At 65.4% G+C, this 16,886-nt stretch carries 16 protein-coding genes; 10 read left to right on the top strand and 6 right to left on the bottom strand.

All coding sequences use genetic code 11. The features are described 5' to 3' along the window. The first annotated feature begins 10 nt into the window (after window positions 1-10). The 5 genes from AB1411_12845 (at window position 11) to sucD (ending at window position 7,276) form a co-directional block, all read left to right on the top strand. Window positions 11-2,245 carry an NADP-dependent isocitrate dehydrogenase gene (locus AB1411_12845; GenBank protein ID MEW6544481.1) on the top strand — a complete coding sequence of 745 codons (2,235 nt, stop codon included), beginning with the start codon at window positions 11-13 and terminating at the stop codon, window positions 2,243-2,245. 80 nt (window positions 2,246-2,325) lie between these two features. Continuing rightward, window positions 2,326-3,045, top strand: a complete 720-nt coding sequence (locus tag AB1411_12840) for a 2Fe-2S iron-sulfur cluster-binding protein (protein ID MEW6544480.1) — start codon at window positions 2,326-2,328, stop codon at window positions 3,043-3,045. A 109-nt stretch (window positions 3,046-3,154) separates the two neighbouring features. Continuing rightward, on the top strand, window positions 3,155-4,735 hold the full coding sequence (locus tag AB1411_12835) for an FAD-binding protein (GenBank protein ID MEW6544479.1): 1,581 nt from the start codon (window positions 3,155-3,157) through the stop codon (window positions 4,733-4,735). Window positions 4,736-4,868: 133 nt separating this feature from the next. Further along, on the top strand, window positions 4,869-6,077 hold the full coding sequence (gene sucC / locus AB1411_12830) for an ADP-forming succinate--CoA ligase subunit beta (GenBank protein ID MEW6544478.1): 1,209 nt from the start codon (window positions 4,869-4,871) through the stop codon (window positions 6,075-6,077). A 326-nt stretch (window positions 6,078-6,403) separates the two neighbouring features. After that, window positions 6,404-7,276, top strand: coding sequence for a succinate--CoA ligase subunit alpha (gene sucD / locus AB1411_12825; protein ID MEW6544477.1), 873 nt, complete (start codon window positions 6,404-6,406; stop codon window positions 7,274-7,276). A gap of 69 nt (window positions 7,277-7,345) precedes the next feature. Here sucD and AB1411_12820 read toward each other — a convergent pair whose 3' ends face one another. Beyond that, window positions 7,346-8,305 (bottom strand): VIT1/CCC1 transporter family protein, encoded by a 960-nt coding sequence (locus AB1411_12820; protein ID MEW6544476.1) that lies wholly within the window; start codon window positions 8,303-8,305, stop codon window positions 7,346-7,348. Between the two features lie 429 nt (window positions 8,306-8,734). Between AB1411_12820 and AB1411_12815 the strand changes: the two genes are divergently transcribed. Genes AB1411_12815 through AB1411_12800 form a run of 4 tightly spaced genes read left to right on the top strand, consistent with a single transcriptional unit; the run spans window position 8,735 to window position 10,918 of the window. Continuing rightward, window positions 8,735-9,169: a PA2779 family protein gene (locus tag AB1411_12815; GenBank protein MEW6544475.1), complete on the top strand. Its 435-nt coding sequence runs from the start codon at window positions 8,735-8,737 to the stop codon at window positions 9,167-9,169. A 23-nt stretch (window positions 9,170-9,192) separates the two neighbouring features. Continuing rightward, on the top strand, window positions 9,193-9,828 hold the full coding sequence (locus tag AB1411_12810) for a C39 family peptidase (protein MEW6544474.1): 636 nt from the start codon (window positions 9,193-9,195) through the stop codon (window positions 9,826-9,828). Then, complete coding sequence (locus AB1411_12805; GenBank protein MEW6544473.1) at window positions 9,825-10,688, top strand: tetratricopeptide repeat protein; 864 nt, start codon at window positions 9,825-9,827, stop codon at window positions 10,686-10,688. The genes AB1411_12810 and AB1411_12805 overlap by 4 nt, the downstream gene beginning before the upstream one ends. Beyond that, the gene (locus tag AB1411_12800) at window positions 10,685-10,918 is read left to right on the top strand and encodes a hypothetical protein (GenBank protein MEW6544472.1); all 234 of its coding nucleotides are present in this window, start codon (window positions 10,685-10,687) and stop codon (window positions 10,916-10,918) included. Before AB1411_12805 ends, AB1411_12800 begins: the two co-directional genes overlap by 4 nt. Window positions 10,919-11,104: 186 nt before the next feature. On the opposite strand, the gene AB1411_12795 is transcribed toward AB1411_12800, so the two are convergent. Then, a complete protein-coding gene (locus AB1411_12795) occupies window positions 11,105-12,355 on the bottom strand; it encodes an FAD-dependent oxidoreductase (GenBank protein ID MEW6544471.1) in 1,251 nt (416 codons plus the stop codon). 208 nt (window positions 12,356-12,563) lie between these two features. On the opposite strand from AB1411_12795, the gene AB1411_12790 reads away from it, so the two are divergent. Then, window positions 12,564-12,767: a hypothetical protein gene (locus tag AB1411_12790; protein MEW6544470.1), complete on the top strand. Its 204-nt coding sequence runs from the start codon at window positions 12,564-12,566 to the stop codon at window positions 12,765-12,767. 69 nt (window positions 12,768-12,836) lie between these two features. Here AB1411_12790 and AB1411_12785 read toward each other — a convergent pair whose 3' ends face one another. The 4 genes from AB1411_12785 to metK form a co-directional block, all read right to left on the bottom strand. Further along, window positions 12,837-13,259 (bottom strand): VOC family protein, encoded by a 423-nt coding sequence (locus AB1411_12785; GenBank protein ID MEW6544469.1) that lies wholly within the window; start codon window positions 13,257-13,259, stop codon window positions 12,837-12,839. 108 nt (window positions 13,260-13,367) lie between these two features. Further along, window positions 13,368-13,562: a type II toxin-antitoxin system HicB family antitoxin gene (locus AB1411_12780; GenBank protein MEW6544468.1), complete on the bottom strand. Its 195-nt coding sequence runs from the start codon at window positions 13,560-13,562 to the stop codon at window positions 13,368-13,370. A gap of 621 nt (window positions 13,563-14,183) precedes the next feature. Next, entirely contained in the window at window positions 14,184-15,440 is a 1,257-nt protein-coding gene (gene ahcY / locus AB1411_12775) for an adenosylhomocysteinase (GenBank protein MEW6544467.1), read from the bottom strand. 207 nt (window positions 15,441-15,647) lie between these two features. Continuing rightward, window positions 15,648-16,799, bottom strand: a complete 1,152-nt coding sequence (gene metK / locus AB1411_12770) for a methionine adenosyltransferase (GenBank protein ID MEW6544466.1) — start codon at window positions 16,797-16,799, stop codon at window positions 15,648-15,650. Window positions 16,800-16,886: the final 87 nt, after the last annotated feature.

Genomic DNA, 16,886 nt, shown 5'->3' with positions numbered 1-16,886 from the left:
AGGACAAACCATGACGGCAAACGCATCCAAGATCATCTATACCAAAACCGACGAAGCGCCGATGCTGGCGACCTATTCGTTCCTCCCGATCGTGAAGGCCTTCACGAAGGCCGCCGGCGTGTCCGTCGAACTGCGGGATATCTCTCTGGCGGGTCGAATCCTCGCCGTGTTTCCCGAGTATCTGGCGGCGCAACAAAAACAATCGGACGATCTGGCGGAATTGGGGGAGCTCGCCAAGACCCCGGAAGCCAACATCATCAAGCTGCCCAACATCAGCGCCTCGATCCCCCAGCTCAAGGCGGCCATCAAGGAATTGCAGGGGCAGGGCTACAAGCTCCCCGATTATCCCGAAGACCCCAAGACCGGCGCCGAGAGGGAGATCAAGGCGCGCTACGACAAGGTCAAAGGGAGCGCCGTCAACCCGGTGCTGCGCGAGGGCAACTCCGACCGCCGGGCGCCGCTCTCGGTCAAGCAGTACGCCAAGAAACACCCGCACAAGATGGGGCCGTGGACGCCGGACTCCAAGACGCACGTCGCCCACATGAACGGCGGGGATTTCTATTCCAACGAGAAGTCGGCCACGCTCGCCGAGGCGACCGACGCCCGGATCGAGTTCGTCGGCCAGGACGGGAAGGTCACCGTTCTGAAGCCCAAGCTCCCCCTTCAGGCCGGCGAAGTCATTGATGCCACGTTCATGAGCGCGCGCGCGTTGCGCCAGTTCATCGAAGAGCAGATCGAGGACGCCAAGAGGCAGGGGGTGCTGTTCTCGGTGCACCTGAAGGCGACCATGATGAAGGTCTCCGACCCGAAGATCTTCGGTCATGTCGTCTCGGTCTACTACAAGGACGTGTTCGAGAAATACAAGGACGTCTTCCAGAAGCTGGGCGTCGATCCTGACAACGGCCTCGGCGACCTCTACGCCAAGATCAAGAGCCTGCCGGAGGATCAACGCAAGGCCATCGAAGCGGACATTCAGGCCGTGTATCAGAAACGGCCCCCGCTGGCGATGGTGAACTCCGACAAAGGGATCACCAACCTGCACGTCCCCAGCGACGTGATCATCGACGCCTCCATGCCGCCGGTCATCCGCGACTCAGGGAAAATGTGGGGTCCCGACGGCAAGCTGCACGACACCAAGGCGGTCATCCCCGACGCCAGCTACGCCGGGGTCTATCAGGAGGTCATCGACTTCTGCAAGAAGCACGGCGCCTTCGATCCGAGGACCATGGGGAGCGTCCCCAACGTCGGGCTGATGGCGCAGGCGGCGGAGGAGTACGGATCGCACGACAAGACCTTCAAGGCCCCGGGCAACGGCGCGATCCGCGTGGTGGATGCGTCGGGGAAGACGTTGCTCGAACACAAGGTGGAAGACGGGGACATCTGGCGCATGTGCCAGGTGAAGGACGCGGCGATCCAGGATTGGGTCAAGCTGGCCGTGAATCGGGCGAAGGCCACGGGGGCGCCCGCGGTCTTCTGGCTGGACAAAAACCGGGCGCACGACGCGGAGCTGATCAAGAAAGTCAATCGCTATCTGCCGAGTCACGACACGCAGGGCCTCGACATCCGGATCATGTCTCCGGCGGAGGCGGCGCGGTTCTCGCTGGAGCGGATGAAAGAGGGGAAAGACACGATTTCCGTCACGGGCAACGTGCTGCGGGACTATCTCACCGACCTGTTCCCGATTCTCGAGATCGGGACCAGCGCGAAAATGCTCTCGATCGTTCCCCTGCTGAACGGCGGCGGCCTGTTCGAGACCGGAGCCGGCGGCTCGGCGCCCAAGCACGTGCAGCAGTTCCAGGAGGAGGGGTATTTGCGCTGGGATTCGCTGGGGGAATTCCTGGCGCTGGCCGCCTCCTTGGAGCACCTGAGCAGAGCGTCCAACAATCCCTCCGCAAAGATCCTGGCGGACGCGCTCGATCGAGCCAACGCCAAGTTCCTGGAGAGCAACAAGTCGCCGGCCCGGAAGGTGGGCGAGATCGACAACCGCGGGAGCCATTTTTATCTCACGCTGTACTGGGCGCAGGCGTTGGCCGAGCAGACACAGGACAAGAACCTGCAGGCGCGGTTTGCCAAAGTCGCAAAAGAGCTTGAACAGAACGAGGCCAAGATCGCGGCCGAGTTGATCGGCGCCCAGGGGAAGCCGGTTGACATGGGCGGGTATTATCATCCCGACCAGGAGAAGACGACGAAAGCCATGCGTCCGAGCCAGACCTTCAACGCGATCGTGGACGCGATCGCACGATAGAGCGGCGAGGGGCACGGGGCGAGAGGCGAGGGGAAGCTCGGCCCTTGCCGCTAGCCTCGCGCCTCTAGCCTAGGTTTTTTATGGCGAACGAATCAATCGACACACAGAACGTCATTGACCAGGAGGAAGTCCTCCGGCCCAAGATGGTCACGGTAGAGATCGCCGGCAAGACCTACCGGGTGCCGGAGGGGATCACCGTGATCAAGGCCCTCTGGTACACGGGCCAGGAGGTCGTGCGCGGGGTGGGCTGCCTGGGCGGCTTCTGCGGGGCCTGCGCGACCTACTATCGGACGAAGGACGATCCGAAGGTCAAGACCTGCCTCGCCTGCCAGACCGCCGTGGAGGACGGGATGTCCTTCTCCATGGTTCCGCCGTTTCCGGCCAGGAAGGCGGTCTACGACATCACGAAACTGCAGGATCCCAAGCAGGACCTCTTCACCCTCTATCCGGAGGCGCCCCTCTGCCGGAACTGCAACGCCTGCACGGAGGCCTGCCCCCAGCAGATCGACGTCCGGGAGGGGGTCTGGCGCGCGGTGTTCGGGGACTTCAAGGCCGTCTCCGAGATGTTCATGGACTGCGTCATGTGCGGGCTCTGCGCGCCGGTCTGCATCGCGGACATCGCGCCGAGCCTCGTCGCGCTCTACGCCAGCCGCGCCCAGGGCGCCCATTTCACGGAAAAGCCGGAGCGGCTCGAGCACCGGATCAGGGAGATCGAGTCCGGGCGGTACAAGGCCGAGTGGGACCGTATCCTGAAGATGAACGAAGAGCAGCTCAAGGAGGCCTGCGCAGCGCTGAAATAGCCTAGGCACGAGGCTCGGGGCGAGAGGCGCGAGAAAGGAACGATCATGGGGCAGAGAGACCCGTGTCCTTCCTCTAGCCTAGCGCCACGCGCCTCGCACCTGTAGATTTATGGAAATCCATCAGCTCCAACAGATCGTGCACAAGACCCGGGATGCCCGGCGCACCCAGACCCTGCCCAAGTACTCCCCCGCAGATCGGGACCAGCTCATCAAGAAGTTTCACCCGGACTTCCGCGAAAGCGCCTACCGGCCCATCAAGTTCGGGCCCAATGCCGACGAATTGACCGTCCGCGAGCTGGCCGCGCTCCTGGAGGGCGACAGCCCGGTGCCGGCAGACCTGGACCTGACGCCGGCCTGCACGACGGACGTGCTGGTGGTGGGCGGCGGCGGAGCCGGCTGCGCCGCCGCGCTGCACGCGCACGCCCACGGGGCCAAGGTCGTCCTGGCGACCAAGCTGCGGCTGGGCGACTCCAACACCGTGATGGCCCAGGGCGGGATGCAGATCGCGGTGACGAACGAGGATTCCCCCATCCAGCACTTCCTCGACACGCTCAAGGGCGGGCACATGAAGAACGATCATCAGCTCCTGAAGGTGATGGTCGAGGAGGGGCCCTCCGTCGCCAAGTGGCTGTTGGAATTGGGCGTGCTGTTCGACCGGGACGCGGACGGGAACCTGCACGTGAAAAAGGGCGGCGGCAGCTCCAAGCCCCGGCTCGTGACCTGCTCCGACTACACGGGGCTGGAGATCATGCGCGTGCTCAAGGACGAGGTGCTGAACCAGAAGATCCAGCTCCTGGAGTTCAGCGCGGCGGTGGAGCTGCTGAGCGACGGGGCGGGCTCCTGCACCGGCGCGGTCCTGCGCGACCTGGACAACAAGCGGTTCATCGTGGTGGCGGCCAAGACCGTGATCCTGGCCACGGGCGGGATCGGCCGGCTCCACATCCAGGGCTTCCCGACGAGCAACCACTATGGGGCGACCGGCGACGGGCTGGCGATGGCCTACCGGATGGGCGCCAAGCTCCTCCAGATCGACACGTTCCAGTACCACCCGACCGGGGCGGTCTATCCGGAGCAGTTGGTCGGAGCGCTGGTGACGGAGGGGATCCGCTCCGAGGGCGGGCACCTGGTCAACGCGAAGGGCGAGCGGTTCGTGAACGAGCTGGACACCCGCGACGTGGTCTCCTCCTCCATCATCCGGGAGTGCGAGGAGGGCCGGGGCATCCGGACCATGACGGGACGGGTCGGAGTCTGGCTGGACACGCCGTTGCTGGAGGCCGAACAGGGCCCGGGCACGCTCGAGAAGCACTTCCCCGCCATGGTGCGCCAGTACAAACGCTACGGGATCGACATCGCCAAGGATCCGGTGCTCGTCTACCCCACGCTCCATTACCAGAACGGCGGCGTGCAGATCGACGTGAACGGGGAGACGGGCATCAAGAACCTGTTCGTGGCCGGCGAGGCCTCGGGCGGCCTGCACGGGCGCAACCGGCTCATGGGCAACTCGCTCCTCGACCTGATGGTGTACGGCAAGCGGTCCGGCGCCACGGCGGCCGAGCATGCCAAGGCCGCGAAGCAGGGGAAATTGACGCTGGAGCACCTGGCCAAGTTTCGGGCCGAGGCGCGCAAGCACGGGGTCTCGCACGAGGTCTCCTCGCCCATGCTCTTCCCGGCCTACGCCAAAAAAGAATAGGAGCGTATGGCCTATAGCCCATGGCATATGGCAAGAGCCGGAGCCTCACCAATCCATCTGCCACAAGCTATATGCTCCTCCTCTTGAGCCGGCCATAAGCCATACGCCATATGCTCAGAATCTTGAGGGAACGATGAACATCCACGAATTCCAGGCGAAGCAGTTGTTCGCCCAGTTCGGCGTGCCCGTGCCGAGGGGCAAGGAGATCAAGACGCGGCGGGCGGCGGAGAAGTGGGCGGCGGCGCTCGACACGCCGGTCTACGTCGTCAAGGCCCAGATCCACGCGGGCGGGCGCGGCAAGGCGGGCGGGGTCAAGCTCACCAGGGACCGGGCCCAGGTGCCTGCGCTGGCCGGGGAGCTGCTCGGCAAGAAGCTGGTGACGCACCAGACCGGGCCCAAGGGCCGCAAGGTGCGCCGGCTTCTGATCGAGGAGGGGGCGGGCATCGCCAAGGAGCTGTACCTGAGCCTGCTGGTGGACCGCGATTCCGGCTGGCCGGTCTTCATCGCCAGCACCGAGGGCGGCATGGAGATCGAAGAGGTGGCGGCCCACACGCCCGAGAAAGTCCTCAAGGAGCCGATCGATCCGGCCGTCGGCTTCCAGGGCTACAACGGCCGCAAGCTGGCCTTCGGGCTCGGCCTCCCGGCGCTCGAACCCACGCTGCTGAACCCATTCGTCGCGATGCTCGGCAATCTCTACCGGTTGTTCATGGAGAAGAACGCCTCGCTCGTGGAGATCAACCCGCTCGTCATCACGACGGACAAGAAGCTCGTCGCGCTGGACGGGAAAGTCTCCTTCGACGACAACGGGCTCTTCAAGCATCCGGACGTGCAGGCCCTGCGCGACCTGAACGAGGAGGAGCCGCTGGAGATCGAGGCGAGCGCCAACAACCTGAACTACGTGAAGCTGGACGGGAACATCGGCTGCATGGTGAACGGGGCGGGCCTCGCCATGGCCACGATGGACGTGATCAAGCTGGCCGGGAGCTGGCCGGCCAACTTCCTCGACGTGGGGGGAGGGGCGACCAAGGAGACGGTCGCGGCCGGCTTCCGCATCCTGCTCAAGGACAAGAACGTCAAGGGCATCTTCATCAACATCTTCGGCGGCATCGTCCGCTGCGAGCGGATCGCCCACGGGGTGATTGACGCGGCCAGGGAGGTGCAGTTGAACGTGCCCCTGGTCGTGCGGCTGCAGGGCACGAACGCGGAGGAGGGGCGGAAGCTGCTCCTGGAGTCGGGCCTCAAGGTGGACGTGGCGGACGATTTGTGGGAGGCGGCGCAAAAGATCGTGGCGATGACGGGGCGGAAGCGGAAGAAGGCAGAGGCGACGACGCAGGAGGGCTGACGAGGGGCGGCCCTTTCGGGTGCCGGGACGATGCGTTGTCCCGGCTATTGCTACAGGCCGTCCTACCGTTGGCCGTTCGCCTCACCGGATTAAAAGACCGGCGAGCGGCACCCTCATTGGCTGGCAGACACCGCGCGCCCGCCACCCCGGTCACCCTCAAGGCCCATCCCCATCCAGCCCGTCTGAGGGGAGAAGGGGGTGGGGAAAAGAATCGAAGCGATTCGCGACGGCAGGCCAGGCCAGCCCGCTTGCCAAACTGGAGTAAGACCCTCGCCCCGTTGGGAGAGGGGAGGGTGAGAGAGAGTTGAAAGAAGAAGAGGGACGTCGTGAGCATTCTGGTCAATAAGAGCACGAGGGTGGTGGTGCAGGGGATCACGGGGAAGGAGGGCTCCTTCCACGCGACTCAGTGCAAGGCCTACGGGACGCAGGTGGTCGCGGGCGTCACGCCGGGGAAGGCGGGGCAGGAGGTCGAGGGCATCCCGGTCTTCAACACGGTGAAGGACGCGGTGGCCAAGACCGGCTGCGACACGTCGCTGATCTTCGTTCCGCCGCCGTTCGCCGCCGACGCGATCCTGGAGGCCGCGGACGCTGGCATCCGGCTGATCGTCTGCATCACCGAGGGCATCCCGGTCAACGACATGGTCAAGGTGAAGCGGGCGCTGCGCGGGCGGGACACCAGGCTGATCGGCCCCAACTGCCCCGGCATCATCACGGCGGAGGAGTGCAAGATCGGCATCATGCCCGGCTTCATCCACAAAAAGGGCTGCGTGGGCGTCATCTCCCGCAGCGGGACGCTCACCTACGAGGCGGTGAACCAGCTCACGAACCTGGGCCTGGGCGAGACGACCTGCGTGGGGATCGGGGGCGACCCGGTGAACGGCACGAGCTTCCTGGACCTGCTGCCCCTGTTCGAGAAGGACCCGGACACGGAGGCGATCGTGATGATCGGGGAGATCGGCGGGGACGCGGAGGAGCGGGCCGCGGCCTACATCAAGGAGCACATCAAAAAGCCGGTCATCGGCTTCATCGCCGGCATCACGGCCCCGCCCGGCCGCCGCATGGGCCACGCGGGCGCGATCATCACGGGCGGGAAGGGCACGGCGACAGAGAAGATGGCGGCGCTCGAGGCGGCCGGCGTCCGGGTCGTGAAGAATCCGGCGGAGATCGGCTCCGTGGCCAAGCTGGCGCTCGGCCGGTAGCCCGTCGCTCGTTGTTCGTCTCTCGTCGCTCGTCGTTCGTCTGACGAGAGATGCTTCACGCACGAGGCTTCACACTGAGATGCCCCAGAGCTGCTTCGCGGCCAGCCCGATCAGGTAGGTGATCCCCACCGCCGCGGCGATGATCACCAGGTTCGTGACGATCCGCCGTTTCACGTCCATCCCCGACAAGAACGCCAGGATCAGCGAGACGAAGATGATCATGCTGCCGGCCGTGAGCAGCGAGAAGAACGCGTCCGTCGCGCCGAAGAGGACCGGCAGCACGGGCACCATCGCGCCGGCGAAGTAGCTGCCTCCCACGACCAGGGCCGAGCCGAAGGGCCGGTCCTGCCGCTCCTCGGCTGCCTCCCGTCCCTCCAGAAATTCCTTCTTCGCCTGATCCGCCTTGCCCACCTCCCGTTCCGAGCCCAGGGCCACGTAGGCCCCGGCCGCCATCGAGAGGGAGCCGGCCACGGCGGTCGTGGTCGCGGCCATCAGGACCATGACCGGGTTCCCGAAGGCGCCGAAGAAGCCGCTCACCGCTCCCAGGATCTCCACGAGCCCGTCGTTCAGTCCCAGGAAGATGTTCCGGATGCGCTCCGGGTTGATCTGCCGCTCGGTGAGCTGCGTGACCATTGCGTCCTCGTGCTTGAACTCGTCCATCAGGATGCCGGTGACCGCTTGGCCCAGCGGCCCGTCCTTGTACTGTTTCCAGAGGGCCAGGTACTTCCGCACCCCGTGGACTTCGATGGCCTCCAACACCAAATGGACGGCCGGGTCGCCGAAGAGGCGGCAGGCGAGCATGACGAGGCGGAGCTTCAGGCGGCGGGGCCAGTCGAGCGCGTCGAGCCGGCTGTCGAAGAACTGTTGCCAGAAGGCCAGGTGCTCGGTTTCGACGACGATCAGCTCGTCGAGCACCTTCTGCGAAGCCGGGCCGGTGATCCCCCGGAGGGTCTTGTAGAGCGACAGGTCGAACAACTCGTCCAGGATGAGCATCCTGGCAAGCCGGGGATCATGGTGGGATGTCGCCACCAGCGGGCCTCAAGGAGGGGAAATGCAAGGGGCTGAACGAGGAGGGATTATAGCGCAGATGAGGATTAAAGGAAGAGGCTATGGTCCAAACAGACGCTTTAATCACTCCAGTTGTGTAGGGCTCATCCTACAGAGAGCCCATTGTTTGAATTCAATGGGATAGACTGTAGGGAATGCCAACCATGTAGGCGCTTTCCTGCAGCTTCCGGTATTTACCCCTCTCCCCTTCTTCACGAGAAAACCCTTTAATACATCATCAGATAGGCCAGTTCTCCCATCATGGAAGTCGGTCGGTACTCTCCTTGCCTAATGAGAAAGCGGGGACCAAGGACGTAATCGGCAAGGAGTACGGACCATCCATCCCCCAGGCCCATCCGGACGGTCGGGCGGATGAGGGGATAGAGACGACCTCCGGACAAGGAGAACCCCATGAGAACGATGCTGCGGATCCCCATCTTGACCCAGACGCTGGTCTGGACGTTGGTGGTCATCACCCTTGCGCTGGCCTGTCCGCCGGAAGCCAGGGCCATGCTGGCCCCCGCCCTGTCGGGGGGAGCCGATCCGGTCGCTGAATCGAGCCGGGCGGCCGACCTCCAGACGGTCCAGCGGGTGCTGGAGTCCAAGGTCATCCAGCAGCGGCTGGAGGACTTCGGGCTGACCCGGGAGGAGATCAACGTCCGGCTGAACAGCCTGTCGGACGATCAGTTGCACCAGATGGCCACGCAGATTGACGCGCTGATCCCAGGCGGCGACGCCGGCCTGGGCATCGTGATCGCGCTGCTGGTCATCCTGATCCTGGCGGTGCTCCTGATCTACCTGCTGGGACACAAGATCGTGATCACCAAGCAGGAGAACAGCAAGTAGAGACCCACTGGAGGGGGAGAGCCATGAACATGCTGAGCATGACGACGGGGAGCAGGCCGGTGCGCCTGGCGCTGGTGCTCTGCGCGGGACTGTTGGCAGCCTGTGCCGGCCCGCCAGACAGGATCCCGGTCGAATCCCGATCGGAAGCCCAGGAGTTGGCGCAGGGGTCCGCGGGGCCGAGCCTCGGGCCGCACCACCTCTCGGTCCCGTTTTTCCCGGACGACAAGGATCAGTGCGGGCCGGCGGCCCTCGCGAGCATCCTGACCTTTTGGGGGATCCCGACCGCTCCGCAGGACCTCAAGAAGGAGATCTACATGCCCCGCCTCGGGGGCACCCTTCCCATGGACCTCCTGTTCGCCGCCAAGGCGCGGGGCCTGAAGGCCGAGATGTACACCGGCAGCCTGGACGATCTGAAGGCCGAGCTGGAGGCCGGGCGTCCGCTGGTGGCGTTCCTGAACCTCGGCAACAAGCTCTTCCCGCAGGGCCATTACGTCGTCGTCACCGGATACGACGAGGAGCGGCAGGGGGTGTACATCCACTCGGGCCAGACCCGCGACGAGTTCGTCCCCTACAACCGGTTCATCCGGAGTTGGGGGAAAACCGGCCTGTGGACGCTGCTCGTCCAGCCGCACTGGGACCGCGAGAAGGCCTCCGCATGAACGGCAAGGGACGATTGTTCATAGGGGCCGTCGCGCTGGCCCTCCTGTTGGTCTGGCTGCCGGCCTGCTCGAGCCTGCCCCGGATCGTGGTGCTTCGCGATCCCTTGAGTCCCGAAGAGCATGCCACGCTGGGGGCGACGTACGAGCAGCAGGGCTTGCAGGAGGAGGCGGCGCGGGAATATCGGGTGGCCCTGGAGAAAAAGGGCGACTCGGTGCCGGCTCTCGTCGGCCTGGGCAACCTCTCGTTCCAGCGCGGGGATCTCGAGGAGGCGGAGGACTACTATCGCCGGGCGCTGGCCGCAGCCCCCGATCATCCGGGAGCCGGCAACAACCTCGCAATGGTCTACCTGGTGCGGGGCGAGCGGTTGGACGAAGCCGAGCGGCTGGCCACGAACGTCCTGCCCCGGGCCGGGCCCCTGCGCCCCTACGTCCTGGACACCCTGGCCAAGGTCTACGCGAAGACGGGCCGGTGGCCTGAGGCCCGGGCGGCCCTAGCCGAGGCGGAGGCTGCGGCACCGTCGGGCAACAAGGCCTTGCAGGAGCGGCTGGCGCAGTCGAAACGGGAGTTGGCGGACGGAGTGCGCAGCGGTCCAGCCGGGAACTCGCCGAAAGGGGTAGGCGCTTCGACTAGCCGCGATCGGCCTCGGTCAACCTTTCGGTGTAGAGCGGGATGCACGGGGAAATGGAGCGTGAGGCAGGCGGCGCCGGTCGTTGCCTGTGCCGGATTTCCCCCATTGCCCCTTCAGGGATTCTTTCCCTTCCGGATTCCGGTATTCCCGCTTCGACATTCCCTGGTTCTCCGGCTGCCACCGAATCGGGGGTCGAGGTATGAAAAAGGAGCGCAAGGAGGTGTCCCATGAATTGTCCCAGATGTAGCGGCCTGATGGTGGTGGATCACTTCATTGACATGCAGGATGACGCCGGGCGCCTCTGGCTGCGTGGCTGGCGGTGCATGACCTGCGGGGAGATCGTGGACCCGGTGATCTACCGGCACCGCCTGATCCAGAACTCGCTGCGCGTCCGGAGGGCCGAAGCGGCCGCCGAAAAGCGGGCCAGAGAGGCGCAGGAAGAGATGCGCCTGAGCGCCTGATCCTCTGCGCTCGGAAGTCCCGGAGTCCCCGCCGCCGATTCAAGGGCCGGTCTCGACGACGACAACCAGTCGGGCACCTCCCGCGAGACCGGTCCCGCCGATCCCCACGAGGCCTCGTCCCTCGAGGGGTGGAACGCTTCTCCCGAACAGGCTTCGTCTCTGGCTTCCCTCCCGCCGCAGCCGCGGTCAGGTGCGGGCGCCGAAGGGAGCGGCTTGCGTCCGCACGTGCTCGGGGCGGACCCCGACGCCGATCAATCGGGCTGGCAGGCGGCGCAGGATGGGGAAGCGGGCGAACAGGCGGAGCAGCAGCGGGGGCTCCACCGGGCCGGACCCGCTCAGGACCTGCGCCACGACCCGTTGCTGGACCAGCACCTGCATGCCCTGCACGATTCGCGTCGGCAGCAGCCGGCGCTGTTGCACCCGGCGCAGGTGCTCGGTCGTGACCCGCCCCTCGCGCAGCGGGTCGGCGAGCCGGTTGGCGGCGGCGACCCCGTCCTGGATCGCCAGGTTGACCCCGACGCCGCCGATCGGGGACATGGCGTGCGCCGCGTCGCCGATGCAGAGCAGGCCGGGCCGGTACCAATGGAGCAGCCGGTCCACGCGGACGGTGAGCAGCTTCACGTCGTCCCAACCCTTGATCTCGCCCTTGCGGTCGGCGGCGAAGGGCGCGAGCTGCGCTACGGCCTCGCGGAAAGCCTCGATCCCCTGCTTGCGGTTCTCCTCCGCCGAGCCCTTCATGATGATGTACCCGAACTGCCAGTGCGTGCCCCGGTTGATCATGATCAGGATCCGCCCGGCGTCGAAGCGCCCCATGGTCTCTTCCGGATCGCCCGGCTGCCGGGAGATACGGAACCAGAGAACGTCCATGGGCGCGCCGAGCTCCTGGACGTGAAAGCCGGCCTTCTCCCGGACCAGCGAATGCCGCCCATCGGCGCCGACCACGAGGTCGGCCCGGATCTGCAACTCGCCCTCCGGCCCCGTCGCGCGGACGCCGACCACCCGTTGCTGGCCGCCGGCCCGGTCCGCCTCCTCGATCAACCCGGTCGCTTCGGTCCTCTGCCGGAGGTGGAAGGTGGGATAGCGGGCCCCCTGCGTCGCGAGGAAGTTCAGAAAGTCCCATTGAGGCATGAGAGCGATGAATTTGCACCGGGTCGGCAAGTGGCTGAAGTCCGCAATCGGGAGCGACACGTCCCCGACCTGGGCCTTGAGCAGGCGCGCCTTTTCGTGCGGCAGCTTCAGGAACTCCTCCAGCAGGCCCAGCTCGTGCATCAGCTCGAGCGTGGAGGGATGGATCGTGTCGCCCCGGAAGTCCCGGAGAAAGTCCGCGTGCTTCTCCAAGACGACGACGTCCACGCCGGCGCGGGCCAGGAGCAGGCCCAACATCATCCCGGCCGGTCCCCCGCCGACCACACAGCAGCGCGTCGTGATCGTTTCCATGGCAACCTCCCTTCGCGTGGCGGGAGTATGCCGCTGCCGTGGGGCCTGGTGTCAAGCGGGAGGTGGCTCGGGGGAGAGCGGGGGCCGCTTCAGGCGGGCATGCCGGCACGGGCGGCCGGCTCACCGCCGGAAAAGAGGCTCCCCTTCGCGGTATAATTCATCGAAGGGCATCGCCTCGGAAAAGGGAATCGAGCAGGGAGGTGCAGCCATGTTCTCTGCGTGGAATTTCGGGGAATGGCTCGCCAGCGTGGGGGTGATCCTGGTGATGTTCGGCCTGGTGGCGGTGCTCAGCCTGCTGATCAGCGCCGTCGCCGCGGCGGTCTGGGGAGAAGAAAGGGGTGAGGCCTCGAAGCCAGCCGGCCTGAGCCAGCCCCAGACGGAAGTGCAGACGAGAACCAGGCGCGCCGCCTGAGCCGAAAGACGAGCCTCGGTCGTTCCCCCGCCACCCGCGTCGCGGCGACGGGCGGCTCCGGCCCTGCAACTAGTCGGGGATCTGCATGCGGGGATTCCACGCGATCTCCCACAGGTGATCGTCCGGGTCCTGGAAGTAGCCGGCGTAGCCGCCCCAGAATGTCTCTCCGGCCGGCTTGAGGATATTGGCGCCGGCCTTCCCCGCCTGCTCCATCACCGCATCCACCTCGGCCTTGCTGTTGACGTTGTGGCCGATGGCGAATTCGGTTGGGCTGTGCGCGCTCTGCGGAATACGTGCGTCGTGCGCGATGTCGCGCCTGGGCCAGAGGGCGAGCATCAGTCCCGGCTGCAACTCGAAAAAGGCGACGGCGCCATGCTCGAACTCCGTGCCGACGATGCCTTCCGTCGGCAGCCCAAGCCCGTCACGATAGAACTTGAGCGCCCTCTCCAAGTCGTCCACGCCCAGCGTGAGCACCGTGATTCGCGGTTTCATAGGCTCCTCCTCACCGTGACCTCTCGCGCAGATCCCTGCCAGAAAAGCAGCCGGACTCCAGCATTTAACCTTTCTCCGCCGTCCGGCACGGCCTGATTCTGAGGCCTATCAGGCGGGGCAGGGCACAGTTTCGCCGTGTTCCAGGCGGTCCGACAGGACGCGGAGGGCCAGGGCCTGGACTGCCGCCAAAGCTTCTGCCCGGTTCTTCCCGTAAGCCAGGACTCCGTGCCGGTCGGGAACTTCGGCGATCCACCGCCCGTCTTCTTCCTGTTCCAGCTCGATCCACAAGCGCGTCTGACTCATCAGTGTTTACTCTTCTGCTCCTGGATGTACAGCAAACCCCAACCAATCACCAATGCAATCCCGATCAACACAAATGTGAATGTCAAACTATCCATTGGATAGCATGATGGGACGCTCCCCTCGCTCTGTCAAACCACCAGAGTCAAGCCTAGAGCGAAGCGGCAAGGGCGTTCCGTTCGGGCGGTGCACCGGAGGGAACGCCCGTCTTCCTCTCTATTTTCTGGAGTTGTTCCCCCTCACCCTGACCCTCTCCCACAAAGGGAGAGGGTAGAGAAAAGGGCGGCCCTTTCCCACGGAGGGGCGAGGGAGTGAAAGGGATTGCTGAAGCTGGGGCTAACGGCGGGTGGCGCCGACCAGGGACCCCGGCCGCCCGGAGCGGAAGGGGAGAGCAGCCGCGGGGGCACGCTTCTGTCGTCTCGCAGGATCTAGCCGCTAGGGTGTTGCAGGGCAAATGACTCCCACGGGGGGATGGGTGGCGCGGAGGCCGGCCGGGGTGGTCGGCGACAGGACCCGCCGATTCTCTCCTCAGCCGTTCGTCACCCGAGGCCGCTCTTGCTCCGAAACAAAAAGGCCCGCTGAGCTTGGAACTCAGCGGGCCTTCTCTTTACATCCGCTTCTTTCTTACGTCCCCATCTCCCAGGAGGCCAGGTACTTCTCCTGTTCCTTCGTCAACCTGTCAATCCGTATCCCCATCCCCACCAGCTTCAATCTCGCGATTTCCTTGTCAATCGCCGCCGGCACCGGATACACCTTCTTCTCGAGCTGCTTGTGGTGCTTCACGATGTACTCGGCCCCCAAGGCCTGGTTCGCGAAGCTCATGTCCATCACCGAGGACGGATGCCCTTCCGCCAGCGCCAGGTTCACCAGCCGCCCTTCGCCGAGCAGCGACACCCGCTTGCCGCTCTTCAGCGTGAACTCCTCCACCCCCGGCCGCACCATCCGCCGCTTCCGGGAGAGCTTCTCCAGGGCCGGGATGTCCAGCTCCACGTTGAAGTGGCCCGAGTTGGCCACGATCGCCCCGTCCTTCATCGAGGCGAAATGCTCCCCGCGGATGACCTTCAGGTTCCCGGTCACGGTCACGAAGAAGTCGCCGATCTGGGCCGCCTCCTCCATCGGCAGGACCCGGAACCCGTCCATGACCGCCTCCAGCGCCTTCACCGAGTCCACCTCGGTCACGATCACGTCCGCCCCCAGCCCCTTGGCCCGCATCGCCACGCCCTTCCCACACCAGCCGTAGCCGGCCACGACGAACTTGGAGCCGCAGACCAGGCGGTTCGTGCCCCGGACGATCCCGTCCACCGTGGACTGGCCCGTGCCGTACCGGTTGTCGAAGAGGTGCTTGGTCTCCGCGTCGTTCACCGAGATAACCGGGAACTTGAGCACCTTCCGCTCGGCCATGCTGCGCAGCCGGATCACGCCGGTGGTCGTCTCCTCCGTCCCGCCGAGCACGTGCCTCAAGAGGTCCTTGCGCTTGCTGTGGAGGGTGGAGACCACGTCGGCCCCGTCGTCCATCGTGACCTGCGGCTTGTGGCCGATCGCCGACTCGATGTGCCGGTAGTAGGTCTTGTTGTCCTCGCCCTTGATCGCGAAGACCGCGATCCCGTCGTGCTGGACGAGCGAGGCGGCCACGTCGTCTTGGGTGCTGAGCGGGTTGGAGGCGCAGAGCCGGACCTCGGCCCCGCCGGCCTTCAGCGTCTTGGCCAGGTTGGCCGTCTCGGTCGTCACGTGCAGGCAGGCGGCGATCCGGACGCCGCGGAGCGGCTGCTCCTTCTGGAACCGCTTCTTGATGAGCCGGAGCACCGGCATGGTGGCCTCCGCCCACTCGATCTTCAACCGTCCCTGGTCCGCCAGCCGGATGTCTTTCACGTCGTAATCCACTCTTTCCTCCTTCAGAAGAGCTGATGGCGTATGGTTGATAGCTTATGGCACGAACAAGAGTTTATCGCTGATAGCCTATGGCAGGAGTGATTCTTGACCGACTGTTCCGACTATAAGCCATACGCTATCGGCCATACGCTCTTGAGGGCTGAATGCCAGAAAAAAGGGGGCGGTAACTACCGCCCCCTTTTTACATTCAGCCGGATTTTACAGGCCGGCTTCCCGGCGCAGCACCTTGGCCTTGTCGGTCTTCTCCCAGGTGAACCCCGGCTCGTTCCGGCCGAAGTGCCCGTAGGCGGCCGTCTGCTTGTAGATCGGGCGCCGGAGCTTCAGGTGCTCGATGATCCCGCGCGGGGTCATCGGGAAGTGCCTGCGCACGAGCTTGTCGATCAGCTCGATGGGCACCTTCTCCGTGTCCTTCGCGTGGATCAGGATGGACACGGGATCGGGCACGCCGATCGCGTAGGCGAGCTGGATCTCGCACTTGTCCGCCAGGCCCGCGGCCACGATGTTCTTGGCGATGTACCGGGCCATGTAGGAGGCCGACCGGTCCACCTTGCTCGGGTCCTTCCCCGAGAAGGCCCCGCCGCCGTGGCTGCCCACGCCGCCGTAGGTGTCCACGATGATCTTGCGGCCGGTGAGGCCCGTGTCGCCCATCGGGCCGCCGGTCACGAACCGGCCGGTCGGGTTGATGTAGTGCTTGACGCTCGTCGGGTCGTAGAGGGCCTTGGGCATGACCGGCTTGATCACGTATTCCAGGACGTCCCGCTCGATCTTCTTGTTGGGCACGTCCGGGCTGTGCTGGGTGGAGACCACGATCGTGTCGATGCGGACGGGCTTCCCGTCCCGGTACTCGACCGTCACCTGCGACTTGCCGTCCGGGCGCACCCAGGGGAGGATGTTCTTCTTCCGGACCTCGGCCAGCCGCCTGGTGAGCCGGTGGGCCAGGACGATCGGCATCGGCATGAGCTCCGCCGTCTCGTTCGAGGCGTAGCCGAACATGAGGCCCTGGTCGCCCGCGCCGCCCGTGTCCACGCCCATCGCGATGTCGGAGGACTGCTGGTGGATCGAGGTGAGGACCGAGCAGGTGTGGTAGTCGAAGCCCCAGGAGGCGTCCGTGTAGCCCACGCCCTTGATCACGTCGCGGATGATGTCGGGAATCTCCACGTAGGCCTTGGTGGAGATCTCGCCGGCGACGAAGGCGATGCCGGTGGTCAGGATGGTCTCGCAGGCCACCCGGCAGTGTTTGTCCTTGGCGATGATGGCGTCCAGAATGCCGTCGGAGATCTGGTCCGCGATCTTGTCCGGGTGCCCTTCCGTGACGGATTCGGACGTAAAGAGATAGTTGTTCCGGCTCATAGTCTCCTCACAACTGGATGGGATCGTGATCCACGCCGTGGCGGGAATTGCCGCGCGTCCATCACCCCTCCGGTCACGCACCCGGTC

The sequence above is a fragment of the Nitrospirota bacterium genome (genome assembly GCA_040757595.1).
Lineage (GTDB): Bacteria > Nitrospirota > Nitrospiria > Nitrospirales > Nitrospiraceae > JBFLWP01.
The sequence above is the reverse complement of the archived record's forward strand: the minus strand, read 5'-3'. Positions and strand labels throughout refer to the sequence as shown.

Bases quoted from the DNA above. Each gene is read 5' to 3' on its own strand.
- AB1411_12845 (MEW6544481.1), top strand. From the start codon at position 11: ATGACGGCAAACGCATCCAAGATCATCTATACCAAAACCGACGAAGCG.
- AB1411_12840 (MEW6544480.1), top strand. From the start codon at position 2,326: ATGGCGAACGAATCAATCGACACACAGAACGTCATTGACCAGGAGGAA.
- AB1411_12835 (MEW6544479.1), top strand. From the start codon at position 3,155: ATGGAAATCCATCAGCTCCAACAGATCGTGCACAAGACCCGGGATGCC.
- sucC (MEW6544478.1), top strand. From the start codon at position 4,869: ATGAACATCCACGAATTCCAGGCGAAGCAGTTGTTCGCCCAGTTCGGC.
- AB1411_12815 (MEW6544475.1), top strand. From the start codon at position 8,735: ATGAGAACGATGCTGCGGATCCCCATCTTGACCCAGACGCTGGTCTGG.
- AB1411_12810 (MEW6544474.1), top strand. From the start codon at position 9,193: ATGAACATGCTGAGCATGACGACGGGGAGCAGGCCGGTGCGCCTGGCG.
- AB1411_12805 (MEW6544473.1), top strand. From the start codon at position 9,825: ATGAACGGCAAGGGACGATTGTTCATAGGGGCCGTCGCGCTGGCCCTC.
- AB1411_12800 (MEW6544472.1), top strand. From the start codon at position 10,685: ATGAATTGTCCCAGATGTAGCGGCCTGATGGTGGTGGATCACTTCATT.
- AB1411_12795 (MEW6544471.1), bottom strand. From the start codon at position 12,355: ATGGAAACGATCACGACGCGCTGCTGTGTGGTCGGCGGGGGACCGGCC.
- AB1411_12790 (MEW6544470.1), top strand. From the start codon at position 12,564: ATGTTCTCTGCGTGGAATTTCGGGGAATGGCTCGCCAGCGTGGGGGTG.
- AB1411_12785 (MEW6544469.1), bottom strand. From the start codon at position 13,259: ATGAAACCGCGAATCACGGTGCTCACGCTGGGCGTGGACGACTTGGAG.
- AB1411_12780 (MEW6544468.1), bottom strand. From the start codon at position 13,562: ATGAGTCAGACGCGCTTGTGGATCGAGCTGGAACAGGAAGAAGACGGG.
- metK (MEW6544466.1), bottom strand. From the start codon at position 16,799: ATGAGCCGGAACAACTATCTCTTTACGTCCGAATCCGTCACGGAAGGG.